The sequence below is a fragment of the Anaeromyxobacter soli genome, from assembly GCF_022808855.1.
GTDB lineage: Bacteria > Myxococcota > Myxococcia > Myxococcales > Anaeromyxobacteraceae > Anaeromyxobacter > Anaeromyxobacter soli.
Genome location: NZ_JAKZLF010000022.1, coordinates 42,812 through 69,732, shown reverse-complemented (window position 1 = coordinate 69,732; position 26,921 = coordinate 42,812). Strand labels below are relative to the sequence as shown.

Below are 26,921 nucleotides of genomic sequence, written 5' to 3'. Positions count from 1 at the left end.
GTGATCCAGCTTTTTCACGTCACCAAGGAGTACCCGGGCGACGGCCCGGCGCTCCAGGACGTGTCGCTCGAGATCGACAAGGGGGAGTTCGTCTTCCTCACCGGCGCCTCGGGCGCCGGCAAGTCGACGCTCCTCAAGCTCATCTTCTGCGACGAGCCCGCCACCGCCGGGCAGCTCCTCCTCTTCGGCAAGAACGTGGCGAAGATCTCCGCCTCCGCGATCCCCTTCGTGCGGCGCAACATCGGGGTGGTCTTCCAGGACTTCAAGCTCCTCGCGAACCGCACCGTCGCCGAGAACGTGGCGCTGCCGCTCGAGGTGCGGGGGCTCGCGCAGAAGGAGATCCGCCGCAAGGTGCGCGGGCTCCTGCGCTCGGTCGGCCTCGAGCACCGCGCCGACAAGTTCCCGCCCTCGCTCTCCGGCGGCGAGCAGCAGCGGGTCGCGGTGGCGCGCGCGCTCGCGCCGGACCCGGCGCTCCTCCTCGCGGACGAGCCGACGGGCAACCTCGATCCGGAGCGCACGCTCGAGGTGATGGACCTGCTCTACGGCGCGAACGCGCGCGGCACCACCGTGGTGGTGGCCACCCACGACCGCTCGCTGCTCGAGCGCTACAAGAAGCGCGTCGTGGTGCTCCAGGCGGGCCGCCTCCTCTCCGACGGCGACTCCGTCCGCCGCGCCGTCTCCTGACATGGCCCTCCGCCCGCTCCGCGCCGCGCGCCGCGCGCTCGAGTCCATGGCCCGCGGGCCGTACGTCGCGCTGGTGGGGGCGGCCACCGTCTTCGTGGCGGTGTTCGCGACCGGGCTGTTCGCCGGCGCGCTCGGCGGCGCCGAGCGGCTCCTCGCCGCGTGGGCGGGCGAGGTGCGCGTCTCGGTGTACCTCGCGCCGGGCGCGGATCTCGAGCGCGCCCGGGCGGCCGCCGCCGCGCTCGCGCCGGGGCGGCGGGTCGAGGCGGTGCCCTCCGAGGTCGCGCTCTCGCGGCTCGCGGACTCGCTCGGCGAGCAGGCGCACGTGCTCGAGGGCGTCGGCCCTGGCGCGCTGCCGGACGCGGTGGAGATCGAGGCGCCCGGGCTGTCGCTCGAGGGCGCCCGCGAGCTCGCGGCGCGGCTCCGCTCGGTGCCCGGCGCCGACGACGTGGACTACGGCACCGCCTGGCTCGAGGGCGTCGAGCGCTTCGTCTCTCGCGCGCGGACCGCGGCCGTCTTCCTGTTCGGCGCGCTGGCGCTCGCCACCGCGATCCTGGTCTCGAACACGCTCCGGCTCGCGGTGTTCGCCCGCCGCGAGGAGATCGAGATCATGAAGCTCGTCGGCGCCACGGACGCGTTCGTCGCCACGCCGTTCCTCCTCGAGGGCCTGCTGCAGGGGCTCCTCGGCGCAGGGGCGGCGGTGCTCGCGCTCGCGGGGGTCCACGGGCTGCTCGTGCCGCGCCTCGCCGCCGCCGTGTCGGCGGCGCGCGCGCTCACGCTCGCCGACACGCTGCCGCCGGCGCTCGTCGTCGCCCTCGTCGGCGGCGGGGCCGGGATCGGCCTCCTCGGGAGCGCCCTCTCCGTCGCCCGCGCCCTGCGGCGGACCTGACCCGTGCCCGCCGCGCTCGCCCTCGCGCTCGCGCTCGCCGCCGCGGATCCCCGGGCCCAGCTCTCCGCGCTCGAGGCCCGGCGGCGCGCGGAGGAGACCGCGGCGCGCCTCCTCGCGCAGCAGGAGCGCTCGGTCCTCGACACGCTGGGGGAGGCGGAGACGGCGCTCACCACCGCCCGCGCGGAGCTCCGCCGGGTCGAGGCGGAGCGCGCGGAGGCGTCGGCCGGGCTCGCCCACGCGCGCGAGGTGGAGGCGGGCGCGCGGGCGAGGCTCCGCGCCCGCCTGGCGGAGCTCCGGCCGCGGCTCGCCGCGCGCGCGCGCATGGGGCCGGCCGGCGAGCTGCGGCTGCTCCTCGCCAGCGCCTCGCTCGCCGACCTCGTGAAGCGCAGCTACCTCATGGACCGGATCCTCTCGCGGGACGCCGGGCTCCTCGCCGACGCGCAGGCGGCCGCGCGGGAGGGCGAGGCGGCCCGGGCCGAGCGCGCCCGCGAGGCGGCGCGGCTCGACGCGCTCGCCGGCGAGGCGGTGGAGCGGCGCACGCAGGCGGAGGCGCGCCGCGAGGAGCGCGAGACGCTGCTCACGGCGCTCCGCAGCGCGCGCGGCTTCCACGAGCGCGCGGCGCGGGAGGCGGCCACGCAGGCGAGGCGGCTCGCGGACTTCGTGGCCACCCTCCCGCCGCCGCGGGTGGGGAGCGCGCTGCCGGGCGGGTTCGCCGCGCGCAGGGGGCGGCTGCCGGCGCCCACCGTCGGGGCCATCGCGGTGGGCTTCGGCCGCATCGTGAACCCCAAGTTCAACACCGTCACGGTGCAGAACGGGCTCGACATCGCCGCCCGCGCCGGCGCCCCGGTCCGCTCGGTCGCGCCAGGCCGGGTGGTCCACGCCGGCTGGTTCAAGGGGTACGGCAACCTCGTCATCGTGGAGCACGGGGAGGGCTACCACACGCTCTTCGCGCACCTCGGCGCGATGCAGACCGCCATGGGCGAGGTCGTGGACGCGGGCGCGGTGCTCGGCACGGTCGGGGACTCGGGCTCGCTCAAGGGGCCGTACCTGTACTTCGAGCTGCGCGAGCGCGGGCGCCCAGTGGATCCGCGCCCCTGGCTCGCGCCGTGACCGGCCCCGGATCGCTCAAAGACGCCCGGCGGCGGCGCTCCAACCGGTCGCGCGCCTCGGGTATGATCGCCCCATGACGCGCCGGCCCTTCCTCCCCCGCATCGCGCTCGTCGGCGCGCTCGCGGTCGCCTTCCTCGCCGGGCTCGGCGTGGAGCACGTGGCCTCGGCCGCGCGGCGCGGGGCCGCCGCGCCGTACCGCCCGCTCGACGTGTTCGCCGAGGTGCTCGAGAAGGTCGAGAACGACTACGTCGAGGACGTGAAGGAGCAGGAGCTCGTCTACGGCGCGATCGACGGGATCGTCGGGCGGCTCGACCCCCACTCTTCGTTCATGCGGCCCGACGTGTACCGGCAGCTTCGGGAGGACACGACCGGCGAGTTCGACGGGCTCGGGGTGGAGGTCGCGATCTCGGGCGGCGCGCTCACCGTGGTCGCGCCCCTCGCGGACTCGCCCGGCGAGCGCGCGGGCCTGCGCCCCGGCGACCGGATCCTCGCCATCGACGGGACGCCCACGAAGGACCTGCCGCTCGCCGAGTCCATCCGCCGCATGAAGGGCCCGGCGGGGACGCGGGCGGTGCTCGAGGTGATGCGCGACGGGTTCTCCGCGCCGCAGGCGCTCACGCTCGTGCGCGACCACGTCCGGGCCCAGAGCGTCGAGCTCAGGATCCTCGACCCGGAGCGGCGCTACGCGTACGTGCGCGTGAAGGCGTTCCAGGAGCGGACCGATCGCGGCGTGAAGAAGGCGCTCGACGACGCGCGGGCTCGGCTCGGCGGCGAGCTGCGCGGCCTCGTGCTCGACCTCCGCGGCAACCCCGGCGGCCTCCTCGATCAGGCCGTGCGGGTGGCGGACCTCTTCCTCGCCTCCGGGATCATCGTGACGACCGAGGGGCGTGGGCGCCGCGACGTCCAGGTCGAGAAGGCGCGCGAGAAGGACACCGAGCCGCCGTACCCGATCATCGTGCTCGTGAACAAGGGGACCGCGAGCGCGAGCGAGATCGTCGCGGGGGCGCTGCAGGACCACGGGCGCGCCGTGATCATGGGCACCCCCACCTTCGGCAAGGGCTCGGTCCAGACCATCGTGGAGCTCGAGGACGGCTCGGGGCTGAAGCTCACCGTGGCCCGCTACTTCACCCCGAAGCACCGCTCCATCCAGGAGCGGGGCATCACGCCGGACGTGGTCGTCGGCGAGGGTGTCCCCCCGGCGGTCGCGGACGCCTCCCCCGGTGAGAAGGACCTGAAGGGTCACCTCCGCAACGAGTCGATCTCTCCGGACGCTACTTCCGGGGCGGGTGCAGGGGCACCGGGGAGCGAAGACCACCCGCTGCACACCGCCCTCGACTACCTGCGCGCCGTCGACATTCTGAAGGCCTCCGCGCCGCCTTCTCCAGGCCTCGCGGTGAAGCGCGAATGACGTTTGAGGCGGACCGCGCGGGGGCCGTCTCCGAGGTCGCACCTGCCGCGCGGGAGGGCGCCCGGGTGCGAGGAGGTAACCTGCGCGGAACAATCCCGTTTTCGCCTGTCGGGGCGCAGGTTTTGGCTTGATTGACTTCGCGGACGGGGAGGCTATAGTCCGCCCGGTTTTGCAGGTCCCCGCCAGGGGAGCGGTCGCCCTGCCGCATCCCGAAAAAACGGACAGATGAGCGCCATCGAGCTATCGGTCGTCGTCGCGTACGCCCTCCTGCTGCTCCTCCTCTCGGTGTACGGCTCGCACCGGTACGCGATGGCGTACCTGTACTACCGGCACAAGTACCGGCTTCCGTCGCCGAAGGGCCGCTTCGAGCAGCTCCCGCGCGTCACCATCCAGCTGCCGATCTTCAACGAGATGTACGTGACGGAGCGGCTCATCGACGCCGTCGCGAAGATGGACTACCCGCGCGATCTCCTCGAGATCCAGGTGCTCGACGACTCGACCGACGAGACGCAGGGCATCGCGCGCGCGTGCGTCGACCGGCACCGGAAGACCGGGCTCGACATCGCCTACGTGCACCGCACGAACCGCAAGGGCTTCAAGGCGGGGGCGCTCGAGCACGGGCTCACGCTCGCGAAGGGCGAGTTCGTCGCGGTGTTCGACGCGGACTTCATCCCCGAGTCGGACTTCCTCCGCCGCACCCTCGACTTCTTCACCGACCCGCAGGTCGGGATGGTCCAGACGCGCTGGGGCCACCTGAACCGCTCGTACTCGCTCCTCACCGAGGCGCAGGCGATCCTGCTCGACGGCCACTTCGTCATCGAGCACACCGCGCGCAACCGCTCCGGCCTGTTCTTCAACTTCAACGGCACCGCCGGGATCTGGCGCCGCGACGCCATCGCGAGCGGCGGCGGCTGGCAGCACGACACGCTCACCGAGGACCTCGATCTCTCGTACCGCACGCAGATGAAGGGCTGGAAGTTCGTCTACCTCCCGCACGTCGTGACCTCGGCCGAGGTCCCGGTCGAGATGAACGCGTTCAAGAGTCAGCAGCACCGCTGGGCGAAGGGCTCCATCCAGACGGCCCTGAAGCTCCTCCCGCTCATCCGCCGCGCGGACGTGCCGAGGGCGGTCAAGCGGGAGGCGTTCATGCACCTCACCGCGAACCTCGGGTATCTCATGATGATCCCGCTCGCCATCCTCCTGCCGATCACGGTGGTGGTGCGGGTCTCGCACGGCGCGCTCGAGGTGCTCTTCCTCGACCTGCCGTTCTTCGCGGCCGCGACCTTCAGCGTCGTCTTCTTCTACATGGCGAGCCAGCGCGAGCAGGGGAAGACGCGCTGGGAGCGGGTGAAGTACCTGCCGTTCGTGATGGCGCTCGGCATCGGCCTCGCGGTGAACCAGGCGCGCGCCGTCGTCGAGGCGCTCATGGGCTACGAGACCGCCTTCACCCGCACGCCGAAGCACGGGGTGAAGTCGGCGGGCGACTCGGTCGTGAAGAAGCGCTACAAGGCGGCGGTGACCTTCCAGCCGATCGTCGAGCTCGCCCTCGCCGCGTACATGACGTACGGCGTGCTCTACCTCGTCGAGCGCGGCGTCTACTACTCGCTGCCGTTCCTCGTGCTGTTCCAGGTCGGCTTCGGCTACGTCGGTCTCGCGAGCCTCTACGAGGGCGTGCGCGGGTACCTCGCCCGGTCCGCCCGGCAGATGGCGCCGCAGCCCTCCGCGGAGTAGCCGTCGCCGAGCACCGTGCTGGACCGAGCGCGGCCTCCGGGCCGCGTTCGCCGTTTCGGGGGCGCCGCCGCGCGAAGCGCGCCGGGGGCGGGTCAGCTCACCTCGACGAACGGCCGCTCGTACACGGCGACGCCGCCGTCGAGGCGCCCGACCTCGCCGAACCCGATCCGCTCCCAGAACGCCTGCGCTCCAGGGTTCTCGTCGCCGACCGAGCAGCGGAGCGCGGTGAAGCCGGCGCGCTGCAGGGCGTGCTCCAGGGCCGCGACGGTCTCCTTCCCGTAGCCGATGCCCTGGCACGACTCGCGGAACAGCAGGAGGCCCACGTGCGCGACGCCGGGCTCGGGGTGGTGGAGGTACAGGTCGAGCACCCCGACCGCCGCGCCGCCGCTGTGCGGCACGAGGCAGTACACGCGCCTGGCGTCGTCCGCCTCCGCCTCCTCGACGAGCCGCAGCGCCGCGTCCGGCTCGGGCAGGCGGCCCTCGGTGCGCTGGAAGTAGTCGGTGGCGCCCTCCAGGCAGGCCTGCAGCTCCGCGACGTGCGAGCGATCGACGGCGACGGCGCGGAGGCGCGGACCGTCGATCGGCGGGAGGAGCTGTCGCGTGGGAGCGGCGGGGGACGTGCGCGTCGCCATTGGGGGTCCCTCTCTCGAACCGGCCATACCCCGGGCCGCGCGGGCGGGTCAAGGCGCGGCCCCGCCCGGCGCCGGTTCACCCGAGCAGCAGCCGGAGCGCGGCGGGATCCTCGAGCGTGGCCGAGACGTGGTCCGCGCCGCAAGCCGCGAGCTCTCCGGCGGCATAGCGCCCGGTCGCCACCGCGAGCACCGGGCAGCCGACGTGCCGCGCCGCCGCCACGTCGCGGGGGGTGTCGCCGACGACGAGCGCCTCGCGCGCGTGCACGGTGCGGCCGAGGCGTGCCGAGGCGCGGGCGAGCGCCGCAGCCACCACCCGCTCGCGCGCCTCGCCGTCATGGGCGAAGCCGCCGATCGCCCCGGGGCCCCACTCGAAGTGGTGGTCGAGCGCGCCGCGGGCGAGCTTCACACGGGCGCCGTCCACGAGGTTCCCCGTGCAGAGGCCGAACGGGAGCGCCCGCGCGCGCAGCGCCTCGAGCAGCGACGCGACCCCGGGGAGCACCTCGTAGCGCGGGTCGGCGATCTCCTCGCGCAGGTGAGACAGGTAGCGTTCGAGGACGCCGTCGCACGCCGCGTCCGAGAACCCGTGGCCGAGGAGGCCGAGCGCCTCGCGCACGATGAGCCGGTCGGTCATCCCGTCGAGGCGGAGGCCCGCGAGGCGACCGGCGAGCGGACCGCAGCGCTCCTCGAGCGCGCGCTCCAGGGCGCGGCGTCCCGCCCCGCCCGCGGAGACGAGCGTGCCGTCGATGTCGAACAGGATGACCGCGAAGGGCTGCATGAGCATCTCCGACGAGCTTGGCCTGGTCAGTGCTCAGCGAGCGAGCCGCCGCCCCGTTCTAATCAAACAGCGCCTCGACGAACTCGCCGGGCAGGAAGGGCCGCAGGTCCGCGACGCTCTCGCCGACGCCCACGTAGCGTACCGGGATCCCGAGCTCGTCGCAGATGCCGATGACGACGCCGCCCTTGGCGGTGCCGTCGAGCTTCGTGAGCACGATGCCGGTGACGCCGAGCGCCTCGTGGAACTGGCGCGCCTGCGCGATGGCGTTCTGGCCGTTCGTGGAGTCGAGGACGAGCAGCACCTCGTGCGGCGCGCCCTCGGCGGCCTTGCCGATGACGCGCTTCACCTTCTTCAGCTCCTCCATGAGCGGCGCCTTCGTGTGGAGGCGCCCGGCGGTGTCGCACAGCACGACGTCCATTCCGTCCTGCGCGCCGCGCTGCACCGCCTCGAAGCAGACGCTCGCGGGGTCGGCGCCTTCCTTGCCGCGCACGATGGGCGCGCCCACGCGCTCGGCCCAGATCTCGAGCTGCTCTCCGGCGGCGGCGCGGAACGTGTCGCCCGCGCCGAGGAGGACCCGCTTCCCGTCCCCCTGGAGCTTCGAGGCGAGCTTGCCGATGGTGGTCGTCTTCCCCGACCCGTTCACGCCCACGACCATCACCACCCACGGGCGCGCCGCCCCGAGCTCGAGCGGGCGCGCCGCGGAGGGATCGCCGCCCAGCGCCAGGATGCGCGCGATCTCCTCGCGCAGCGCGTCCTTCAGCCGCTCGGGATCCGAGAGCTCGCGCCGCCGGACCTTCTCGCGGGCGGACTCGAGGAGCTTCGTCGCGGTCTTCACGCCGATGTCGGCGGTGAACAGCACCTCCTCGAGGTCGGCGAGCACGGAGTCGTCGACGAGGCGCCCGCCCGAGAACAGGGCGTTGAGCCGCGCCATGAAGCCGCCGCGCGTCTTCTCGAGCCCGGCGGCGAGCGTCTTGCCCGCCTCGGCCTCCGCGCGCCGCCGGCGCTCCTCCTCCTCGCGGCGCTTCGCCTCCTCGGCCTCGCGCGCGGCGCGCGCCGCCTCCTCGCGCGCCCTCGCCTCGCCCTCCTCGCGCTCGCGCTGCCGGCGCTCGCGCTCGAGCCGCTCGGCCTCCTTCTTGCGGCGGTAGTCCTCCTTCTTGCGCGCCTCCTCCGCCTCGCGGGGCAGGCCGGGCTCGCCTCGCGGCGCGGGCACCTGCGGCGGCGGGGCGACGGGCGGCGGCAGCTTCGCCGACGGGGGCGGGAGCGCCTCCGAGCCGGTGAGCTCGCGCTCGATCTCGTCGGCCGGGACAGGCGGCCCCGGCGGCACCCGGCGGCGGCGCGCGATCCGGATCGCGGCGACCACGATGAGGAGGGCGAGGAGGACGACGATCGCGATGGCGATCCAATCGTTCGGGGTCAGCGTCTCGAGGAAGGACGGGGGACGCGGCGGCACGCGGGGCTCCGTTCGAGCTTTGGGGGCGGAAGCCTCCGGCCCCCGGACTCCGCGCGCCCCGGGGCGGCTCGTCCGCCGGACCCGGCGCGCGCCAGGAAAGTCGGCACTCTATAGAGGCCGGCGGAACGGCGTGTCAACGCGCAGCCTTCCGGCGGAGCTTTCCCGACGCCGCGAAATCGGTTCGCGCCTCCCCCGGTAAGGCAAGGCCGGAGGTCCCCGGGAGCGTGCGACCGTCCAGCGCATCCGGCGGCGCAGTCGTGACATGAAATCAACTCGGAGCGCGGTCGCTCGCCGCAGTGGCCGCGCGGCGGCGCGCGGGCGCGGCGGTCTGTCGCGAAATCACGAGCCAGACGCATCGTTTACGCAGGGCGTTAACCCTTCCCTCGAAGGTCAGCGCGATCTCCCCGGGTCGGCGCGGGGTTACGGATTCTTCAGCGAAATCATTGACTTAACGCCGGGGCCGTCCGGTACGGTCGCGAACGGCGTGTCGACTGATCCCGCCGCTGCCGTCAGAGACCGCGCGAGGCGCGGCACGCCGGATTCAACTCGCAGTCATCGAAGGAGCTCATCGTGACCAAGGAACTCTCCCGTAGAAACCTGCTGGGTCGCGCCGGCCTCGCGCTCGGCGGCGCCGTGACGCTCGGCGTCCTTCAGGCCTGCGGCTCGGACTCGGACCCGGCCCCGCAGCAGACGCCACAGGAGCCGGCGGGACCGCAGGTCGCCGACTTCCCGTACGAGCAGCACCTTCCTGCCGGGTACCGGCTCGATCCGACGCCGATCCGCGAGGCCGCGTACCAGGGGTACTACGCCGGAGGCTGCTGCCACGGCGCGTACAGCGCTCTCCTGGGCCACCTCGCCCAGACCGCCGGCGCGCCGTTCACGCTGCTCCCGCTCGACTTCGGCAAGTTCGGCGGAGGCGGGATCGCCAGCTACGGCAGCATCTGCGGCGCCCTCCTCGGCAGCGTGCTCGTGACGAACATGGTGGTCGCCGACGCGACCGCGCGCGCGGCGATCATGACCGACCTCATGCGCTGGTACGAGGGCGCGAGCTTCCCGCAGTACACCCCGCAGGCCGTGAACGCGGGCGAGACCGGGCTCGTGAAGGACTTCAGCGCGGGGAACCTCGTGAACCTGCAGCAGGTCCCCGGCGCGCACCTGTGCCACGCGTCGGTGTCCGGCTGGTGCGCCGCGAACGGCGTCTCCGCGACGGGCGCGGACAAGAAGGCGCGCTGCGCCCGCCTCACGGCGGACGTCGCCGGGAAGGTGGCCGAGCTGCTCAACACCTACCTCGAGACGAAGGCGTTCACGGCGGCGCCCATCGACGACGCGTCGAAGACGTGCCTCGTGTGCCACCCGGGCACCAGCACGACGGAGCCCGTGGCGAGCGGCATGACCTGCACGACCTGCCACTCCGACAAGGCGACGGGGCATCCGATGTAGACACGGGGGCTGCGCCCCCGCCCCGCCGACGGCTGGCCGCCGTCGTCGGGGTCCCCACCCCTGCTCGGCGGGTCCCGTGAACGGTCGCGCCCGCGTTCGCGGGCTCGCGACCGTTCCCCGCCTGAGGGGCTTCGCCCCTCCCGCGCGCTGCGCGGGGCCCTCCCGCGAACGCCGGCCGCCGTCGCCGGGGGCCCTGGCAGCTGCGCGGCTGCGCGACGGTGACGTTCAGGCCGCGGCGGCTTCCTTGGTGCGCTCGGAGAGCCGGACGGAGACGAGCTTCGAGACGCCCGGCTCCTGCATGGTGACCCCGTAGAGCGTGTCCACCATCTCCATCGTGCGCTTGTTGTGCGTGATGAGGATGAACTGCGAGGTCTTCGACATCTCCTTCACCATCTCGTTGTAGCGGCCGACGTTCGCGTCGTCGAGCGGCGCGTCGACCTCGTCGAGGAGGCAGAACGGCGTCGGCTTGATGAGGAAGATGGCGAAGATGAGCGACACGGCGGTGAGCGCCTTCTCGCCGCCGGAGAGCAGGTTCACGCTCTGCAGCTTCTTGCCGGGCGGCTGCGAGAAGATCTCGACGCCCGCCTCCCCGTCGCCGTCCGCCTGCGTGAGCACGAGCCCGGCGCGGCCGCCGTTGAACAGGCGCGGGAAGACCGCCTGGAACTTCTCGTTCACGAGGTCGAACGTCTCCTGGAAGCGCTCGCGCGAGGCGCGGTTGATCTTCACGATGGCGGCCTTGAGATCGGCGAGCGAGCGCTCGAGGTCCGCCTTCTGGGTGCTCATGAACTCGTGGCGGCGGGCGAGGTCGTCGTACTCCTCGATCGCGGTCAGGTTGATGGCGCCCATCCGCTCGGACTGCGCCTTCAGGTCGTCGAGCCGCTCGCGCTCGGCCTCGCCCGGCGGCCGCTCCAGGTGGAAGCGCGCCACCTCCCACTTGAGCTCCGCCTGGCACCGCTCGCGCGTCTGCTCCTCGAGGTGGGTGAGCTCGAGGGCGTGCTCGCGCGCCGTGAGCGCCGCCTCGCCCATCGCGCTCCGGGCCGCCTCGGCGCGGGTGCGGAGCTCGCGGGCCTCGGCCTCGCGGCCGCGCGAGGCGGCGGCGCGCCCCTCGTGCTCGGCGCGGGCCCGGGAGAGCTCCTCCCGGACGCCGGCGAGGTCCTGCGACAGGCGGTCGAGATCGACGCGCGTGCCGTCCAGCCGGCTGCGCAGCTCGGCCGCGCGCGCGTTCGCCTCGGACAGCGCCGCGAAGAGGCGCGCCCGCCGCTCGTCCACCTCGCGCCGCGCGTCGTCGATGCGCTTCAGCGCGGCGCCGATCCCCTCGCGGCGCTCGGCGTCGGCGGCGACCTTCACCTTGAGGTTCATCAGCTCGGCGGTGAGGACGTCGCCGCGCTGGCGGGTCTGCTCGAGCCGGAGGACGGCGTCGCGGGCGCGCTCCTCGGCGCGCGAGACCTCCGCCTCGGCGGTCGCCGCGGCGACGCGGTGCTCCTCCTCCTCGCGCGAGAACGCCGCGAGCGTCTCCTCGAGCTGCGAGCGCTCGATCTCGAGGGCGCCCATCCGCTCGCCCACGCGCTCGAGCTCCTCGCCGACGCGGGCCAGATCCTTCTCCTGGTCGAGGAGCGCGAGCTCCTTCTCGCGGCCGTCCTTGTCGAGGCTCTTCAGCGCCGCCTCGAGCTGGAGGAGGCGCGCCTGCAGGGTGCGGTGCCGCTCCTGCGCCAGCGAGAAGTCCGCCTCGAACCCGCGGACGACGTCCTCGAGCTCCTGCGCCTCGCGCCGCCGCTGCAGCGCGCCGTGCCCCTCGCCCTCCAGCGGGCCGCCGGTGACGACGCCGTAGGGGTCCAGCACCTCGCCGTCGAGCGTCACGAGCGTCCGCTTGTCGCCGCTCTGCTGCCAGAGCTCGAGCGCGGCGGGGAGGTCGCGCACGATGAGCGCGTCGCCGAGCAGGAAGCGGACGACCTTCTCGTACGAGGACTCGAAGCGGATGACGTCGAGGCAGCTCGCGACGACCCCGGGGTGGCCGCCGAGGTCCGGCGCGGGGCCGGCCGTGGCCGCGTCGCGCAGGCGCGCCATCGGGATGAGGGAGGCGCGCCCCTCGGCGGCGGACTTCAGGTAGTCGATCGCCTCGACGCCCTGGGAGTGGCTCTCGACGATGACGTACTGGAGCCGCTCGCCCAGCACCGCCTCGATGGCGTTCTCGTACTCGGCCGGCGCGGACACGACGTCGGCGACGAGGCCGAAGACGCCGCGGTCGCGCGCCTCCGCCTGGCCGGCGCGGGTCATGAGGCTGCGCACCCCGCGGCCGTAGCCCTCGTAGTTGCGGACGATCTCGAGGAGGCTGTTGAGGCGCGAGCGCTTGTCGGCGAGCTCCTCGCGGATCGTGATGAGCCGCGCCTCGTTCTGGATGAACTCGGCCCGCGTCCGCTCGAGCATCTCCTCCTGCGCGCCGCGCTGCTCGTCGAGCCGGAGCTTGAGCTGGCGGGTCTGGCCGAGCTTCTCGACGAAGCGCGAGCGCGAGCCGTCGAGCTGGGAGGCGCGCTGGGCGAGGTCGTCGGCCTCGCCGCGGTTCTTCTGGATGCGGCCGCGCAGGTCGAGCCGCTGCCGCTCGAGCTGCGCGAGCTGGCTCTTGTGGCTGGTCGCCTCGGAGAGCGCGGCCCCGGCCGCGGCGCGCGCCCGATCCGCCTCGCCCTGCAGCGCGCCCTGCTCGCGGCCCGCGTCGCGGAGCGCGGCCTCGGCGTCCACGAGCCGGGTCTCGTCGGTGGTGACGAGCGACTGGAGATCGTCGCGCTGCTGGAGGAGCGCCTCGCGCTCCTGCGCGAGCGCCTCCGCCTGCGCCTTCAGCGCCTCGACCTCGGCGGCCTGCGCGCGCGTCCGCTCCGCGATCTGCTCGAGCTCGCGCGCGGCGGCCTCGACCGAGACCTCGGAGACCCGCGCCTGGCTCTCGAGCGCGTGCTCCTTGGCGCCGAGCTCGGCGAGGCGCCCCTCGCTCTCGGCGAGCAGCGCACGATCGCCGTCGATCCCGCCGTCGAGCTCGGCGAGGCGCGCCACGACCTCGGCCTCCTCGGCCTTGAGCGTCGCGTGGCGATCCTCGGCGGCGCGGCGGGTCGCGGTGAGCTCGAGGTAGCGCGCCGCCGCCGCCCGGAGCTCGAGCTCGCGGATCTGCGCGCGCAGGGCCTTGTACTTCTCCGCCTTGCGCGCCTGGCGGTTCAGGCTCTCGAGCTGCTTGCCGAGCTCCTGCACGATGTCCGCGACGCGCAGCATGTTCTGCTGCGTCGCCTCCATCTTCCGCTCCGCCGCCTCGCGCCGCTTCTTGTACTTCGTGATGCCGGCGGCCTCCTCGATGATCGCCCGCCGGTCCTCGGGGCGGGCGGACACGATCTGGCCGATGCGGCCCTGCTCGATGATCGAGTACGCGGTCCGGCCGACGCCCGAGCCGAAGAAGATGTCGTTCACGTCGAGCAGCCGCGACTGCACGCCGTTCACGAGGTACTCGGACTCGCCGCTGCGGAACAGGCGGCGCCCGACGGTGATCTCGGAGTACCCCTGGTACTGGGTCGGCAGCTCGCTCGGGCGGTCGTTCTCGAAGGTGAGCAGCACCTCCGCCATGGAGAGGGGCGGCTTCGTCTCCGAGCCGTTGAAGATCACGTCCTCCATCGAGCGGCCGCGCAGGTGCCGGGCGGACTGCTCGCCGAGCACCCAGCGGATCGCGTCCGCGACGTTGGACTTCCCGCACCCATTTGGGCCGACAACGCCGGTGACGCCCTCGTCGAAGGCGACCACGGTCTTGTCCATGAACGACTTGAAGCCGACGATGTCGAGCCGCCGGATGCGCATGGCGAACCCGATATCACGACCCCATGGGCGGCTTCAAGGGAAGCCCTTGATCAGAGGGAGGTTTTCCCCCAGTCCGGCCCGGACCACGTGGGGCCCGGGTCCGATTTCGCCCATGAGAACGCGGCGTTGCGTGACGAGGCATGTATCGCCACGCCGCCAGGCCCTCGAAGGCTGGCTACTGGCCCCCTTGGACGGGCCGGAGCTGCGGCCTCGAGACGCTCCCCGCGATCTGGAAGTTCCATGCGCCGTCGCGACCGCGCGAGGAGGCGAGGGCCGCCTCGGCGACCCCCTTGAACGCCTGCGTCTCGCGGCGCGCCCAGAAGGCGTCCTTCACCTTGAGCTTCGCCTTGCCGGAGATGGGGGCGTACTCGATGCGCGGCTGCAGCACGGCGTAGAGCCCGTCGGCCGTGAAGTCCGCGTCGCCGCCTCTCGCCTCGAGCTTCTCGAAGGTGGCCTTCCCCTGGTCGAGCTTCACCGCCGCGACGAGCTCGCCGAGCCCGAGCTTCGGGAGAACGAGGCCGCTCGTCATCCCGGGGACCGGGAGCTGCCCCCCGTTCACGCCGGCCTCCGTCACCGTCACGTCGATCCGGCCCTTCGGCTGTCCGTTCGGCGCGGCGGGCACCGTCAGCGCCACCTTGCCCGAGAGCTTCCCGGTGAGGTCGAGGCCCGAGGCCTTGCGGAGCGGCAGCGCGCGCGCGAGGTCCACCCCCCTGGCCGCGAGGGCGATCTCCCGCTCGTCGCCGGACAGGTCTGCCGTTCCCTCCACCTCGCCGTCGTACAGCCGCGCGTCGAACGCGACGCTGCGCCTGCCCGTGAGGAGCGGCAGGAGCCTGAGCGACGCGGTGAGCTCGTCGAGCGGGACCTTGAGGCCGGAGGCGGCCTCGACGGTCACGCCCTCCGCGTGGATCCCGGCGATCCCGCCCGGCCCCACGTCGGCCATGTCGACCTGCCAGCCGCGCGCGGCGGCCTCGAGGACGATGCGCTGCTTCACCGCGTCGGCGGGGAAGGTGAGCCGGAGGGCGAGGAGGAAGGCGGCGAAGGTGAACGCGCCGTAGAGGAGGCGCGGGCGCCAGCGGTTCCAGTCGATCGTCATGGCGCTCAGGTCCGGAGCTGGTACGTGGAGACGACGAGGGTGGCGTCGACGAGGGCCGGATCGTCCGAGCGGGTGGAGACCCGGATCCGGCGGACCTTGACCACGCCGGCGCCGCGCTCGAGCGACTGGAGGAGGCGCGCGAGCCGGGGGAGATCGATGCGGGCGAGGTTCACCTCGACCGACTCCTCGCGGATCCCCTCGAGGTCGGCCGGCGCGCCGGTCGGCCGCAGGTCGTTCACCTCGATCCCGAGCGCCGCGCCCGCCTGGGAGATGTGGCTCATGAGCTGGATGGGCTGGCCCTTGAGGCGCGCCTCCAGGGCGCTGCGCTCCGCCTGGTTGCGGCGGTAGCCCTCGGCCAGCTTGCCGAACTGCGACATCACCTTGGTCTTCTGGTCGATGCGCTCCTCGCGGGCCGCCATGCCCGAGGAGATCTGGAACGAGACGAGCCAGACGACGAACGCGACCACCGCGACCGCCGCGGCGGTCACCATCACGCGCTCGCGCTGAGACAGCTTGGCGAGCCACGCCTCCGCGTCGGCGCGGAGCTTCCGGAGCCGCTCCAGCATCTATCCCCTCCCGCCCGGCGCCGCCGGGCCCGACTCGAGGCAGGTGATCCCCGCGTCGATGGAGAACTCGAACTTCCCGTCGGACCCGCGCCGGCGCGCGCCGCCGGAGCGCGCGTCGCCGAAGCACCGCGAGGCCTGCAGCGCCGAGACGATCTTGTCGACGTTCTCGGCGGCGTCGGTCGTGCCCTGGAGGTGGAGCTTGTCCTTCGTGACCTCCATGCGGTCGAGGCGGAGCGGCACGTCCGGCACGCGCTGCGCGAGCTCGGCGAACACTTCGACCGCGGAGACCCGCGGGATGGCCGCGCCGGGCGTCCCGCGGCCGCGCAGGATGGCCTGCGCCTCCTCGAAGCTCGCGTAGCACTTGCCGAGGATGCGCTGCTCCGACGCGCACAGCGCGTCGTCGAGCGCCTTCTCCTGCCGGGCGAGCGCGAAGAGCCGCACGCCCGAGCTCATCACGGCGAGCACGACGAGCAGCGCCGCGAACACGCCGAGGCGCGTGACCTTCCCCTTCACGTGCTCGAAGTCGCGCGTGTAGGCGAGCGCGCCCCGGCGCAGGTTGAGGCGCGGCGCGCGCGCGCCCTGGTGGCCGCGCAGCGCGAGGGCCAGGGCGAGCGCGAGGCCGGGCGCGTCCTCGGGCGCGATCCGCTCCGCGGCGGGGCCGGCGAGCTCGAGCGGCCCGATCGCCCCCTCCGCCTCCGGCGCGACCGCCTCCGCGAGCGCCGGGAGGCGGGCGAGCTCGCCGCAGAGGACGAACCGCCGGACCGGGCGCGCGCCGGCGCGCGCGCGCCACGCCCGGAGCGTCGCGCGCAGCTCGCGCACGAGGGGGGCGAGCGCGCGGGGCAGCGCCTCGTCGACGCGGGGGTCGCGGGCGTCGCGGGAGACGACCGCCGCGAGGGCGTCGGCCTCGGAGAGCCCGAGGTCGCGGCTCACGACGCGGGCGAGGTGGGCCGCGCCGAACGGGAACGTGCGCGCCGCCTCGGCCAGGCCGCCCGCGACGACGCACACGCTCGTCCGCTCGTGCCCGACGTCGAGGATCAGGTCCGCGGGGACGAGCGCGCCGGGCTCGGCGGGCGGCGCCTCCTCGCCGGCCACCGCGCCGGTCGCGAAGAGCGCCGCGTACGCCGGGCCGGCCGGCACGACGGCGCGCGGGTCGACGCCTGCGTCCCCGAGCGCGGCCACGAGCGCGGCGAGCTCCTCCTTGCGGACGACTGCGACGTGGAGGTCGGTCTTGCCGTCGTGCGCGTGGAGCGGCTGCCAGTCCCACGCGACGTCCTCGAGATCGAAGGGGATCTGCCCCTCCACCTCGAACCCCACGGTCTGCTCGATCCGGCGCGGATCCGTGAAGGGGAGGGTGAGCACGTGCGAGGAGGCGGCCGCGCCCGGGAACGCGGTGATCACCGCGTCGGGCCGCCAGCCGCGCTCCGCGAGCAGCGCGCGCACGGCCTCCGCCTGCCGCGCCACGAGGGGCGGGCCGCCCTCCGTCGCCGCCTGCACCGGCACGCGCGCCGTGTCCACCACGGCGTAGCCGCGGTAGGTGCTGTCGAGCAGCACCCCCTTCACCGCGTGGGCCCCGAGATCGAGGCCGAGGTTCCTCTGCGCCATCCGTCACTCCTCGCGCCAGCGCAGGAACCGGCTCGGCTTCACGCCGGTGGCGGCCGTCTGGAGCTGTTGCGCCTGGGTCTGCAGCTGCGCCAGCGCCTGGGCCTGAGCGGGGTCCTGGCCCTGGAGCGGCGCCTGCGTCTGCGTCTGCGTATCGCGGTTCTGGCTCGGATCGAAGCTCACGACCGCGTCGACGCTCTTCGTCACCGCGCCGGCGGTGCCGGCCGAGCGGATGCGGAACACGTACGAACGGTCCGTGAGGAACTGCTTGCCGCTCGACGGGGAGAGGGCGGCGGTGTTGACGCTCACCTGGAGCCCCCTCACGATCTCGGCGAACTGGAGCGGCGTGATCGTCATGAGGCCGTTCAGGGTCAGGTCGGCGATGGCCTTCTGGAGCTTCGCGCCGAACTCCGGGTCGAGCAGGAACGGCTGGGAGGGCGGATCGGCGATGAGCCGCGCCAGCTCGACGAGGTCGCGCCGGTCGAGGGTGTTCACGTTCCGGGGGGCCTCCACGGGGAGGTACACCGTGAGACGGTTGCCGAACGCCGCCATGAACACGTCGGAGACGCCCGCGACGAGGTACAGCTCCTCGATGGAGTCGAGCCGCGCGTTCTTCGCCCGGTAGCGATCCTCGCCCTTGTCGTAGGGGAAGTTCTCGTCGCCGAAGCCCGGCTCGAACGGCGGGTCCCCGGCCTCCATGAGGCAGGCCGCGCCGGGGAAGCCCGCGACGAGCGACGACGAGACCTTGTCGTCGTCGATCCAGTCGCGCAGGTGGACGATGAGGTCCTGGCGGCTCGTGCGGACCCCGTTCGCGTCCTCGCGCTCGAAGATCCGGTCGAAGCGCGGATCGCAGATGAGCTGGTAGAGCCCCTGCACCTGCATGCGCGCCGGGCCGCTGATCTCGCGCGCGTCGAGCTGGGCGTTCACCTTGCGCCCCTCGTCCTCGATCTTGGCCTCGAACGCTCCCTCGAACTCGCCGAACGCCGCCGGCGGGCGCGCGCCGCCCGCCGCCCCTGCCGGCGAGGCTCCCGCCGCCGGAGCCTCCTGACCGGCTCCGCCGAACAGCGACTGCACGAGCGTCGAGCTCACCGGCACCGCGCTCCAGATCTGCGGTCGCGGGCAGGCGGCGGCAGGCGGGTTCGCGCCGCCGGGCCGCTGCTGCTGGCCCGCCGGCGTGCGCGCGCCGGGCAGCCCCTGCCCGAGGAGCCCGCACGCGGCGCCCGCCGCGTCGTCGAGCTGCTGCTGGAAGCCGAGCACCATCCGCGACAGCGCGACGCCGCTCTTCGCGAGGTAGGTGGCGCGCAGCTCGTCGCGCGCGTTCGCGGCGATCTCGAGCGAGACGCGGCTCTCGTAGGCGAGGTTCGCCGCGAGCGCGGTGAGGATCGCGACCGAGACGATCACGACGAGGAGCGCCGCCCCCCGCTCCCCGCCGCCGGGCCGCCCGCGGCCCGCTGTCGTGCGCGCGCGCATCAGAAGTCGAGCGGCCGCGAGATCGCGATCCGCGCCTCCGTCGAGAGCTTCTCGGTCCGTCCGTCGGGCAGCTTCGTCTCGAGCTCGATCCGCACGCGCTCGGGCAGCTCGCTCTCGTGCTCCGTGGCGCGCGTCGACCACTCGCGCACCCACTCCTTGCGCTTCGGGTCCCAGTAGCCCAGCCGGAAGGCGGTGATCCGGTCCGCCACGACGTCCTTGCGGCCGCCGCGCTCCGGGTCGGCGTCGACGCGCGGCTTGGAGCGCCGGAACAGCGCCTCCTCGCCGGCGTGGTCCGGGTCCGCCTCCAGCACGTACTCGACCACCGCCTCGTCCGACTCCTTCACGTCGGGCGACACCCGCTCGTGCGCGAGCGTCGCGAAGAGCACCTGGTCCTCGCGGCCGCGGAACAGGGTGGGGCGCTCCCGGTGCTCGTTCCGGTCGTAGTGATCGGACAGGTACGCCATGGTGAGCTCGCGCGAGAGCCGCGTCAGCGCGACGCGCACGGCGGCGTAGCGCTCCGCCTGGCCGCGGACGATCTCCGAGGCGCGGTCCACCTGGCGGAAGCTGCCCACCGTCATGGCGCCGATGATGGCGGTGATCGCGATGGCGATCATCACCTCGACGAGCGTGAAGCCCGCGTTCCTCACGCGCCGGGCTCCCGGGGCGCGAGCACCACCATGTGCGTCACCACCGTGAAGGACTCGTCGCGCTTGCCGTCCTTCCACGCCACCTTGAGCCGCACCTCGCGCACGCCCTTCTTGATCTGCTCGCCGAGCTGGGTGATCGGCGCCTGGAGCCCCTGCGCGAGGGCGCCCGCGCCCGGGCCGACGGTCTTCGGCCCGCCCTTGCCGGCCTGCGGCGCGGCGGCGGCGAGGAGGTCCTCGAGCGCGCCCTCGCCGCCGGTGAGCATCTGCAGGATCCGCTCGGCGGAGAGCTCCACCTGCGGCTTCACCACCTCGGTCGACCAGCGCACCTCGGGGTGGCCGGCGTCCTCGAACGTCCCCTCCGCGCTCTCGTCGAAGTCGCGGAAGCCCTTCCGCTCGTACTCCGACTCGAGCTCCACCATCTTGCCGCGCGCGAGCAGCGTCGCGACCTCGAGCTGGCGCGCGCGCACGTGGTTGCGCAGGGAGCCGCCGACGATCTCGGAGACGGTGAGCAGCGCCGCGGCGAGGATCGCGAGCGCGATCATCACCTCGAGCAGCGTGAAGCCGCGCCTCGCGGCCCGGCGGGTCACTCCTTCACCTCCACGTCGCCGGGCACGACCCGCGCGCGGCCGGTGAACGGCTCGAGCACGATCGTGTAGCGGTTCGAGCCGTCGACGATCGGCACGTAGGCGCGCTGCGCCTGCCCGCCCGCGAAGAACTTGACGTAGGCCTTCCCCTCCTCGATCGCGCCGCGCCGCCCCTCGACCCTCACCGGGCCGAACCGCGCGCTCCCGGGCAGCGCGTGCTTCTTCACGACCCGGTCCGGGAGCCCGCCGAGCTCGGTCCGCGCGAGGAGGCGCCGCATCTCCTCGTCGCGCTCGTCCGGGAAGCGCTCCTCGAGCGACTCGGCCCCCTCGCCCTCTCCGGCGGCCGCCGCGCGCGCGCTCCCGGCCCGCCCCGTGCCGCAGTCCGCCCACCACGCCGCGCCGTCGAGGTCGAGCGTCAGGGCGCACCGCGCGTGCCGCAGCGCAGCCATGTCGAAGAGCGCGCGCATCGACCCGGCGAGCTCGCCCGCGGCCTTCCGCGCGTTCGCGCCGGAGACGGACTGGAGGGCGGGCACCACGAAGGTGGTCGCGAGCGCGATCACCCCGAGGACGATGAGCAGCTCGACGAGCGTGAACCCCCGCTGCGCTCGCGCGCACGCCGCCATGCCGCGAGCGCAGGCGCAGCCGGACGAGGCTGCGCCGGAGCGAGCCGGCGGTCCGGGGGGCGCGTCGCGTGCGCCCACCGGCCAGAGGACCGGCTTCGCCGCCATCGCATCGGCGCCCCGGAGGGCGCGCTTCGCGCGTGAGGTGCTCACGAGGTCGGGGAGACGTCCTCAGTAGTTGACGATGTCGTCCTCGGTGCCGGGCTGGCCGTCCGGCCCGTTCGACTTCACGTCGAAGCCGTCCGGGTTCTTCTGGCCGGGGTAGAGGTAGACGTAGTCGTGCTTCCACGGATCCTTGATGGAGCCGTCCGGCTGGTTCGCCTTGAGGAACCCCTCCTGGATGAGGATGCGCAGGCCCTCCTCCGTGGAGGGGTAGCGGCCGCGCATCACGCGGAACGCGTCGACCCCCTGGTTGGCGATGTTCTGCACGTCGGTCGTGGCCTTCTTGATCTCGGCCTCCTTCTGCCGGCCGATGACGTTCACGGCGACGGCGGAGGCGATGAGGCCGATGATCACGAGGACCACCATGATCTCGATGAGGGTCATGCCACGCGCGGCGGCGCGGGCGAGCTTCGCGGACTTCACGGTCAGCCTCCTACGAGGTTGTTGATCTGGAGGATCGGCATGAGGACGGAGAAGACGATGAAGGCGACGACGCCGCCCATCGCGACGATCATCACCGGCTCGAGCAGCGACGTGAGCGCGGCGATGGTCGTCTCGACCTGGTCTTCGTAGGCGTCGGCGACGTTCGCGAGCATCTCCTCCAGCGCGCCGGAGCGCTCGCCGATCGCGACCATGTGGTGCACGAGCGGCGGGAACTCGCCGGAGCGCTTGAGGGGCGCGGCGATGGACTCACCCTCGCGGATGGCGTCGCGGGCCTGCTCGATGACCTCCGCGAGGCGCGTGTTCCCGAGGATGTTCTTCACGATGTCCATGGCGGTGAGGAGCGGGACGCCGCTCTTGAGCAGCGTCGAGAGCGTCCGCGCGAACCGGCCGATGGCGATCTGCCGGATGATGGGGCCGAAGATGGGCGCCCGGAGCGCGGCGCGATCCCAGGCGGCGCGCCCGGCCGGCGTCCGCCGCCAGCGCGCCAGGCCGTAGACCGCCGCCACGCCGGCGAGCAGGATCGCCCACCACCAGCGCGACGCGAACGACGAGATGCCGATGGTCACCTGGGTGTACCAGGGGAGGGTCGCGCTGGTGTTCTCGAAGATCGAGGTGATCTTGGGGATCACGACGGTGAAGAGGATGCCCATGATCCCGGTCCCGATGACCATCATCGCGATCGGGTAGGCCATCGTGCCCGCGATCTTGGAGCGGAGCCGCGCCTGGCTCTCGGTGAACTCGGCGAGCCGCACGAGGACGATCTCGAGCGCGCCCGAGCTCTCCCCGGCGCGGATCATGTTCACGTAGAGCGTGGAGAAGACGCGCGGGTGGACGGCCAGCGCGTCGGCGAGGGAGCTGCCCTCGTTGACCCGCTGCTTCACGTCGCCGAGCACCCGCTTCAGCCGCTCGTGCTCGACCTGGTCGACGAGGGCGGTGAGGGCCTCGACGAGCGGGATGCCGGCGTGCGCGAGCACGGCGAGCTGGCGGGTCGCGACGGCGAGGTCGCGCGCGCCGACGCGCCCGAGCACCCAGCGGCGGACGTTCACCTCGCGCTTCGCCTGCTCCTTCGCCTGCGCCTCGCCGAGCACCTCGGTGAGGAACACGCCCTCGCGGCGGAGGTTCGCGCGGAGCGTCTTCGGCGAGTCCGCCTCCTTGAGCCCCTGCACCGCCTTGCCGGCGGCGTTGAGCGCCTTGTACTGGAAGACCGGCATGGCCTAGTGGAGGTCCTCGGCGGTCACGGAGAGCACCTCGGCCGCCGTGGTGATGCCGCGGGCGACCTTGTAGGCGCCGTGCTCGAGCAGGGTGACCATGCCGTGGTGGACGGCGGCCCTCTTGATGGTGGTGGAGTCGACGTTCTTGAGGACGAGCTGGCGGACGTCGTCGTCCACGAGCATGAGCTCGTAGATCCCGGTGCGGCCCTGGTAGCCGGTGTTCTGGCAGGCCGGGCAGCCCCGCGCCTTGAACACGGCCTGCGGGCTCCCCGCCTTGCGCCAGATGGCGTCGGTGAGGCCCACCTGCGCGCGCTCCTCCTGCGTGGGGACGTACGGGACGCGGCACTCCGGGCAGAGCACGCGCACGAGCCGCTGCGCGAGGACGCCCACGAGCGACGACGCCACGAGGAACGGCTGCACGCCCATGTCGACGAGGCGGGTGATCGCGCCGGCGGCGTCGTTCGTGTGGACGGTCGAGAGGACGAGGTGGCCCGTGAGCGACGCCTGGATCGCGATCTCCGCGGTCTCCAGGTCGCGGATCTCGCCGACCATGATGACGTCGGGATCCTGGCGGAGGAACGAGCGGAGCCCGCCGGCGAAGGTGAGCTCGATCTTCGGGTTCACCTGCACCTGGCCGACGCCCTTGAGCGGGATCTCGACGGGGTCCTCGATGGTGAGGATGTTCAGGTCGGGCGAGTTGATCTGGGCGAGCGCGGCGTAGAGCGTCGTGGTCTTGCCGCTGCCCGTGGGGCCCGTCACGAGCACGATGCCGTGCGACCGCGTGATGAGCCCGTCCATGATCTTGCGCTGCCAGTCCTCGAACCCGAGCTGACCGAGGTCGAGCACCACGTTCGACTTGTCGAGGAGGCGCATCACGATCCGCTCGCCGTTCGCGGTAGGCACGGTCGAGAGGCGGATGTCGACGTCCTTGCCCGCGATCTTGATGCGGATGCGGCCGTCCTGCGGGAGGCGCTTCTCGGCGATGTTGAGCCCGCCCATGATCTTGATGCGGCTCGAGATGGACGCCTGGAAGCGCTTCGGGGGGCGGATCACCTCGCGCAGCACGCCGTCGATGCGGTAGCGGACGGAGATGTCCTTCTCCTCCGGGTTGATGTGGATGTCGCTCGCGCGCTCCTTCACCGCGCGGAAGAGGAGCGAGTTGACGAGGCGGATGATGGGCGCCTCGTCGTCCGCGTCGAGGAGGTCGGTCGGCTCCTCCAGCTCGTGCGCGACCGACTCGAGGTCCTCGGTCTCGAGGTCCTCCATGAGCCGCTCGTGCTCGTCGGCGGCGCGGTCGTAGACCGCGTTGATGGCGTCGACGACCACCGCGCCCGGCACGACCTCCGGCGCGATCGCCGCGCCGAGGAGCATCGCGAGCGAGTCCTGCGCGGCCGTGTCGAGCGGGTCCGCCACCGCGACGCGCACCGCGTCGCCGTCGTGGCCCACCGGCAGCACCCGCGCCTGCTTCGCGAAGTTGATGGGCACCTTCTTCAGCAGCTCGGGCGGGATCCGCTCCGGGTCGATCCGCTCCAGGAACGGGAGGTCGAGCTGCGCCGCGAGCGCGCGGAGCACCGCCTCCTCGCTCACCGCGTGGGCGCGGACGAGGATCTCGCCGAGGCGCATCCCCGCGTGCTCGCCGCGCTGCGCGAGGAGCGCCTCCTCGAGCCGCTCCGGCGCGATCACGCCGGTGGCGACGAGGATCTCCCCGAGCGGCCTCCCGCAGAGCCGAGCGGGCGCGGCGCCGGGGAGCGGCGGCGGGACGGGGAGGCGGACTGCGTCGATGCGGGCTTCTTCGTCGGACATGGCAGATCTCGTGCAACGGGCGCGGCGCGTCCGATCATTCCTCCGGCGGCTGCGGCTGCGGCTGCGGTTGCGGCTGCTGAGGCTGCCCCGCGGGCGGCCCACCGCCGTACGGCGGCGCGGGGGGCGCGGCCTCGCCCGGCGCGGGCGCCTCGGGCTGGACCTCGAGACGCTCCCCGGCGCTGGGCTCCCCGTCGCCGGGCGCGACGCCGGACTCGGGCTCGGTCGGCGCGCCGTCCTGCTCCCCGGGCGTCGCGGGTGCCCGCTCGGGCCGGGGCGCTCCGGTCGGCGGCGCGATGAGCCGCTCGCCCGGCGCGCCCGTGCCGCCGTTCTCGAGCTTCAGGGACTCCTCCGACACGCCCGCCCGGATCTTCGAGTACGGCCCGGCCTTGCGCGTGAAGTCGACCGCGACCTGGTAGCTCGGCTGCCGTCCGTAGAACTGCTCGATGAAGTCCTGCTGCTCCTTGCGCTTGCGCTCGTAGATGCGCCGGTAGTCCGTCTCGTCCCGGATGATGTACGGCGTGAGGAAGAGGAGCAGGTTCGTCTTCTGCTTCGTGGTGGTCGTGTCGCGGAAGAGCCAGCCGAAGATCGGCAGGCTGCCGAGGACCGGGATCTTCTTGACGCTGCGGACGTTCCGCTCCTGGATGAGGCCGCCGATGACGATGGTGCTCTGGTCCTTCGCCACGATGAGCGTCTTCGCGCTGCGCTTCGCGGTCGTGGGGCCGAGCTGCGTGTCGCGGTCGACGATCTCCTCGGTCTGCTCCTCGATCGCCAGCCGGACGTTGCCGCCCTCGTTGATCTGCGGCTTGATCTTGAGCCGGAGCTCCACGTTCTGCCGCTGGATCGGCGCGTAGAGCGAGGAGAGCCCGCCGATGCCGAGCGTCGAGCCGAGCGCCGACGTCCCGCCGGTGGTCCCGGACAGCAGGTTGGAGAGCCCCTGCGGCGCGAAGCCCGCCTGGAACGGCACGTTCTGTCCGACCGTGATCTCCGACTCCTCGTTGTCCGAGGCGAGGATGTGAGGGGTCGACAGCACGTTCACGTCCGAGCTCGACTGCAGCGCCTGGACGAGGATCCCGAGCGACGGGAGCTTCACGCCGAGGAGATCCTCGACGACCCCGGAGGAGGGGCCGTTGAAGCCGGTCAGGAACCCGCCGAGCGAGATGACGTTGTTGAGGTTGAAGGAGGAGACGCGCCCCGGCTCCGACGCCAGCGGGATGAAGCCCTTCTCGCCCTTGTAGTCCACCGGGACGACGCCGTGCGCCCCCACGCCGAACTGGGTCGAGTCGTTGAGGTTCACCTCCATGATCACGGCCTCGACGAACACCTGCCGGCGCGGCCGGTCGAGCTTCTCCACGAGCCGCTGGATGGCCTGGAAGTCGGCGCCGCTCGCCTGCACGAGGAGGGCGTTCTGCGCCTTGTCCGCGGTGACCTTCACGTCGCCGCTGAAGAGCGACGCGGTCACGTCCGAGGCGCCGCCCGGGCGCGCGGACGGCGGCGCCCCGGGCTGCGTGCCCATGGCGGTGGGGACGGGCGTCGGCGAGAGCCCGCCGGGCGCGCCGGGAGCGCCGGGCGCGGTGGTGCCGGTGCGCTTCCCGGCCGCCGTGCCCTGGGCGAGGTTCGACAGTGTCTGCGCGAGCTCCTCCGCGTTCGCGTTCTTGAGGAACACGACGTGGATGCCGCCCTCCGCGCTCGTCGGCACGTCGAGCTGCTCGATGAGCTCCATGAGCCGCTGGAAGCTCTTCTCGTCCGCGATCACGATGAGCTTGTTCGTCCGCTCGTCGGGGAGGACCTTGGAGACCGACACCTCCACGGAGCCGGACACGTCCGGGGCCGCCTGCGGCGGGCGCGGCGGGATGGCGCCCGGCCGGGCCGGCGAGGTCGGCGAGGAGAGCACGGTGCGGCTCCGCCCCGCGCCGCGCGCGCCGCCCTGCTGCGCCTGGAAGATCTGGTTCACCTTGTCGGCGATGTCCTTCGCCGACGCGAAGCGGATCTGCACGATGCGCACGAGCTCGCCCGCGCCGGCGCGGTCGATGGCCTCGATGAGCCGCTCGATGCGCCGGATGTTGAGGCCGATGTCCGTGACGATCAGCATGTTGGGCGGGATCGCCTGGATGTCCGCGCCCTGGGGCGAGATGAAGTTACCCATGATCCCGCGGAGCTGATCGGCGTCCGCGAAGTTCAGGCGGATCACCTTCGTGATCGGCTGCTCGCTGTACGGCGTCGCCTGATCGCCCACGTAGGTGGGGATCGGGTTCTTCTTCGCGTCGGCGGTCCGGACGAGCTTGAAGTACTTGCCCGTCGGGTACACGCTGATGTTGTTCGAGTTGAGCGCCGCGATGAACGCCGCGTACGCCTCCTCCGCGGTCACCGGCGTCTTCGAGAGGAGCGTGATCTTCCCGCGCGCCACGTCCTCCGTGAACATGAAGTTCCGGCAGGTCCAGCGGCTCGCCTGCTCGAGCACGTCGGCGATGTCGGCCTTGTTGAACTGCAGCATGAAGCGCCCCTGCATCGGGACGCAGCGCTCCGCGGGGCGGAACGTCTGCGGCTGCTGGGGCTGCTGCGCCGCCGGGCGAGCCGGGCGCCCGTTCTGGCCCTGCGCCCCGGGGGGCGTCACGGGGGGCGTCACGGGGCGTGGCGCGCCGGGCGTGGCCGTCGCGGGCGGGCGGGGGGGCGCGGGGCGCGGGCCGGCGGTGTCGCCGCCGGGGGGAGGACGGATCGGCACCTGCGCGGAGACGAGGGCCGGGACGAGGACGAGCAGCGTGGCGAGGCGGTTGCGCATGGAAG

The 26,921-nt window shown here is 73.2% G+C and carries 21 protein-coding genes; 6 read left to right on the top strand and 15 right to left on the bottom strand.

Features of this window, described 5'->3' with window-relative positions; all coding sequences use genetic code 11:
- From ftsE to MLV88_RS15490, 5 genes are all read left to right on the top strand, one after another.
- Positions 1–684: a cell division ATP-binding protein FtsE gene (gene ftsE / locus MLV88_RS15510; RefSeq protein ID WP_242340548.1), complete on the top strand. Its 684-nt coding sequence runs from the start codon at positions 1–3 to the stop codon at positions 682–684.
- 1 nt (position 685) lies between these two features.
- Positions 686–1,570: a cell division protein FtsX gene (locus tag MLV88_RS15505; RefSeq protein WP_242340549.1), complete on the top strand. Its 885-nt coding sequence runs from the start codon at positions 686–688 to the stop codon at positions 1,568–1,570.
- 3 nt (positions 1,571–1,573) lie between these two features.
- Positions 1,574–2,680 (top strand): murein hydrolase activator EnvC family protein, encoded by a 1,107-nt coding sequence (locus tag MLV88_RS24640; RefSeq protein WP_243337914.1) that lies wholly within the window; start codon positions 1,574–1,576, stop codon positions 2,678–2,680.
- Between the two features lie 73 nt (positions 2,681–2,753).
- A complete protein-coding gene (locus MLV88_RS15495; RefSeq protein ID WP_242339595.1) occupies positions 2,754–4,088 on the top strand; it encodes a S41 family peptidase in 1,335 nt (444 codons plus the stop codon).
- A gap of 225 nt (positions 4,089–4,313) precedes the next feature.
- Positions 4,314–5,819 (top strand): cellulose synthase family protein, encoded by a 1,506-nt coding sequence (locus tag MLV88_RS15490; RefSeq protein ID WP_242339597.1) that lies wholly within the window; start codon positions 4,314–4,316, stop codon positions 5,817–5,819.
- 92 nt (positions 5,820–5,911) lie between these two features.
- Here MLV88_RS15490 and MLV88_RS15485 read toward each other — a convergent pair whose 3' ends face one another.
- The 3 genes from MLV88_RS15485 to ftsY all read right to left on the bottom strand — a co-directional run bounded on the left by MLV88_RS15485 (position 5,912) and on the right by ftsY (position 8,676).
- Positions 5,912–6,451 (bottom strand): GNAT family N-acetyltransferase, encoded by a 540-nt coding sequence (locus MLV88_RS15485; protein WP_243337913.1) that lies wholly within the window; start codon positions 6,449–6,451, stop codon positions 5,912–5,914.
- Positions 6,452–6,527: 76 nt separating this feature from the next.
- Positions 6,528–7,226, bottom strand: coding sequence for an HAD family hydrolase (locus MLV88_RS15480; RefSeq protein ID WP_243337911.1), 699 nt, complete (start codon positions 7,224–7,226; stop codon positions 6,528–6,530).
- A gap of 58 nt (positions 7,227–7,284) precedes the next feature.
- Positions 7,285–8,676 carry a signal recognition particle-docking protein FtsY gene (gene ftsY, locus MLV88_RS15475; RefSeq protein ID WP_243337910.1) on the bottom strand — a complete coding sequence of 464 codons (1,392 nt, stop codon included), beginning with the start codon at positions 8,674–8,676 and terminating at the stop codon, positions 7,285–7,287.
- 570 nt (positions 8,677–9,246) lie between these two features.
- Between ftsY and MLV88_RS15470 the strand changes: the two genes are divergently transcribed.
- Positions 9,247–10,116 (top strand): C-GCAxxG-C-C family protein, encoded by an 870-nt coding sequence (locus MLV88_RS15470; RefSeq protein WP_242360634.1) that lies wholly within the window; start codon positions 9,247–9,249, stop codon positions 10,114–10,116.
- Between the two features lie 225 nt (positions 10,117–10,341).
- On the opposite strand, the gene smc is transcribed toward MLV88_RS15470, so the two are convergent.
- From smc to gspD, 12 genes are all read right to left on the bottom strand, one after another.
- On the bottom strand, positions 10,342–13,941 hold the full coding sequence (gene smc / locus MLV88_RS15465) for a chromosome segregation protein SMC (RefSeq protein WP_243337908.1): 3,600 nt from the start codon (positions 13,939–13,941) through the stop codon (positions 10,342–10,344).
- 175 nt (positions 13,942–14,116) lie between these two features.
- On the bottom strand, positions 14,117–15,034 hold the full coding sequence (gene gspN, locus MLV88_RS15460; protein ID WP_242372206.1) for a type II secretion system protein GspN: 918 nt from the start codon (positions 15,032–15,034) through the stop codon (positions 14,117–14,119).
- Positions 15,035–15,039: 5 nt separating this feature from the next.
- Positions 15,040–15,600 carry a type II secretion system protein GspM gene (gene gspM / locus MLV88_RS15455; RefSeq protein ID WP_242339611.1) on the bottom strand — a complete coding sequence of 187 codons (561 nt, stop codon included), beginning with the start codon at positions 15,598–15,600 and terminating at the stop codon, positions 15,040–15,042.
- A complete protein-coding gene (gene pilM / locus MLV88_RS15450; protein WP_242339613.1) occupies positions 15,601–17,202 on the bottom strand; it encodes a pilus assembly protein PilM in 1,602 nt (533 codons plus the stop codon).
- Positions 17,203–17,205: 3 nt separating this feature from the next.
- Positions 17,206–18,669 (bottom strand): type II secretion system protein GspK, encoded by a 1,464-nt coding sequence (locus MLV88_RS15445; protein WP_243337906.1) that lies wholly within the window; start codon positions 18,667–18,669, stop codon positions 17,206–17,208.
- Positions 18,669–19,316 carry a type II secretion system protein GspJ gene (locus tag MLV88_RS15440; RefSeq protein WP_242339618.1) on the bottom strand — a complete coding sequence of 216 codons (648 nt, stop codon included), beginning with the start codon at positions 19,314–19,316 and terminating at the stop codon, positions 18,669–18,671. The genes MLV88_RS15445 and MLV88_RS15440 overlap by 1 nt, the downstream gene beginning before the upstream one ends.
- Positions 19,313–19,903, bottom strand: a complete 591-nt coding sequence (locus tag MLV88_RS24635) for a prepilin-type N-terminal cleavage/methylation domain-containing protein (protein ID WP_242339620.1) — start codon at positions 19,901–19,903, stop codon at positions 19,313–19,315. Before MLV88_RS24635 ends, MLV88_RS15440 begins: the two co-directional genes overlap by 4 nt.
- On the bottom strand, positions 19,900–20,673 hold the full coding sequence (locus MLV88_RS15430; protein ID WP_242339622.1) for a pilus assembly FimT family protein: 774 nt from the start codon (positions 20,671–20,673) through the stop codon (positions 19,900–19,902). The genes MLV88_RS24635 and MLV88_RS15430 overlap by 4 nt, the downstream gene beginning before the upstream one ends.
- A gap of 18 nt (positions 20,674–20,691) precedes the next feature.
- Entirely contained in the window at positions 20,692–21,105 is a 414-nt protein-coding gene (gene gspG, locus MLV88_RS15425) for a type II secretion system major pseudopilin GspG (RefSeq protein ID WP_242339624.1), read from the bottom strand.
- Positions 21,106–21,107: 2 nt separating this feature from the next.
- On the bottom strand, positions 21,108–22,337 hold the full coding sequence (gene gspF, locus MLV88_RS15420) for a type II secretion system inner membrane protein GspF (RefSeq protein ID WP_242355897.1): 1,230 nt from the start codon (positions 22,335–22,337) through the stop codon (positions 21,108–21,110).
- Positions 22,338–22,340: 3 nt separating this feature from the next.
- The gene (gspE, locus tag MLV88_RS15415) at positions 22,341–24,140 is read right to left on the bottom strand and encodes a type II secretion system ATPase GspE (protein WP_243337904.1); all 1,800 of its coding nucleotides are present in this window, start codon (positions 24,138–24,140) and stop codon (positions 22,341–22,343) included.
- Positions 24,141–24,174: 34 nt separating this feature from the next.
- The gene (gene gspD, locus MLV88_RS15410) at positions 24,175–26,916 is read right to left on the bottom strand and encodes a type II secretion system secretin GspD (RefSeq protein ID WP_243337902.1); all 2,742 of its coding nucleotides are present in this window, start codon (positions 26,914–26,916) and stop codon (positions 24,175–24,177) included.
- Positions 26,917–26,921 lie beyond the last annotated feature (5 nt).

What these genes read in the sequence shown, in the direction of transcription:
- MLV88_RS15505 (WP_242340549.1), top strand. Translation starts at nt 686, where the DNA reads ATGGCCCTCCGCCCGCTCCGCGCCGCGCGCCGCGCGCTCGAGTCCATG.
- MLV88_RS15495 (WP_242339595.1), top strand. Translation starts at nt 2,754, where the DNA reads ATGACGCGCCGGCCCTTCCTCCCCCGCATCGCGCTCGTCGGCGCGCTC.
- MLV88_RS15490 (WP_242339597.1), top strand. Translation starts at nt 4,314, where the DNA reads ATGAGCGCCATCGAGCTATCGGTCGTCGTCGCGTACGCCCTCCTGCTG.
- MLV88_RS15485 (WP_243337913.1), bottom strand. Translation starts at nt 6,451, where the DNA reads ATGGCGACGCGCACGTCCCCCGCCGCTCCCACGCGACAGCTCCTCCCG.
- MLV88_RS15480 (WP_243337911.1), bottom strand. Translation starts at nt 7,226, where the DNA reads ATGCAGCCCTTCGCGGTCATCCTGTTCGACATCGACGGCACGCTCGTC.
- smc (WP_243337908.1), bottom strand. Translation starts at nt 13,941, where the DNA reads ATGCGCATCCGGCGGCTCGACATCGTCGGCTTCAAGTCGTTCATGGAC.
- gspN (WP_242372206.1), bottom strand. Translation starts at nt 15,034, where the DNA reads ATGACGATCGACTGGAACCGCTGGCGCCCGCGCCTCCTCTACGGCGCG.
- gspM (WP_242339611.1), bottom strand. Translation starts at nt 15,600, where the DNA reads ATGCTGGAGCGGCTCCGGAAGCTCCGCGCCGACGCGGAGGCGTGGCTC.
- pilM (WP_242339613.1), bottom strand. Translation starts at nt 17,202, where the DNA reads ATGGCGCAGAGGAACCTCGGCCTCGATCTCGGGGCCCACGCGGTGAAG.
- MLV88_RS15445 (WP_243337906.1), bottom strand. Translation starts at nt 18,669, where the DNA reads ATGCGCGCGCGCACGACAGCGGGCCGCGGGCGGCCCGGCGGCGGGGAG.
- gspF (WP_242355897.1), bottom strand. Translation starts at nt 22,337, where the DNA reads ATGCCGGTCTTCCAGTACAAGGCGCTCAACGCCGCCGGCAAGGCGGTG.
- gspE (WP_243337904.1), bottom strand. Translation starts at nt 24,140, where the DNA reads ATGTCCGACGAAGAAGCCCGCATCGACGCAGTCCGCCTCCCCGTCCCG.
- gspD (WP_243337902.1), bottom strand. Translation starts at nt 26,916, where the DNA reads ATGCGCAACCGCCTCGCCACGCTGCTCGTCCTCGTCCCGGCCCTCGTC.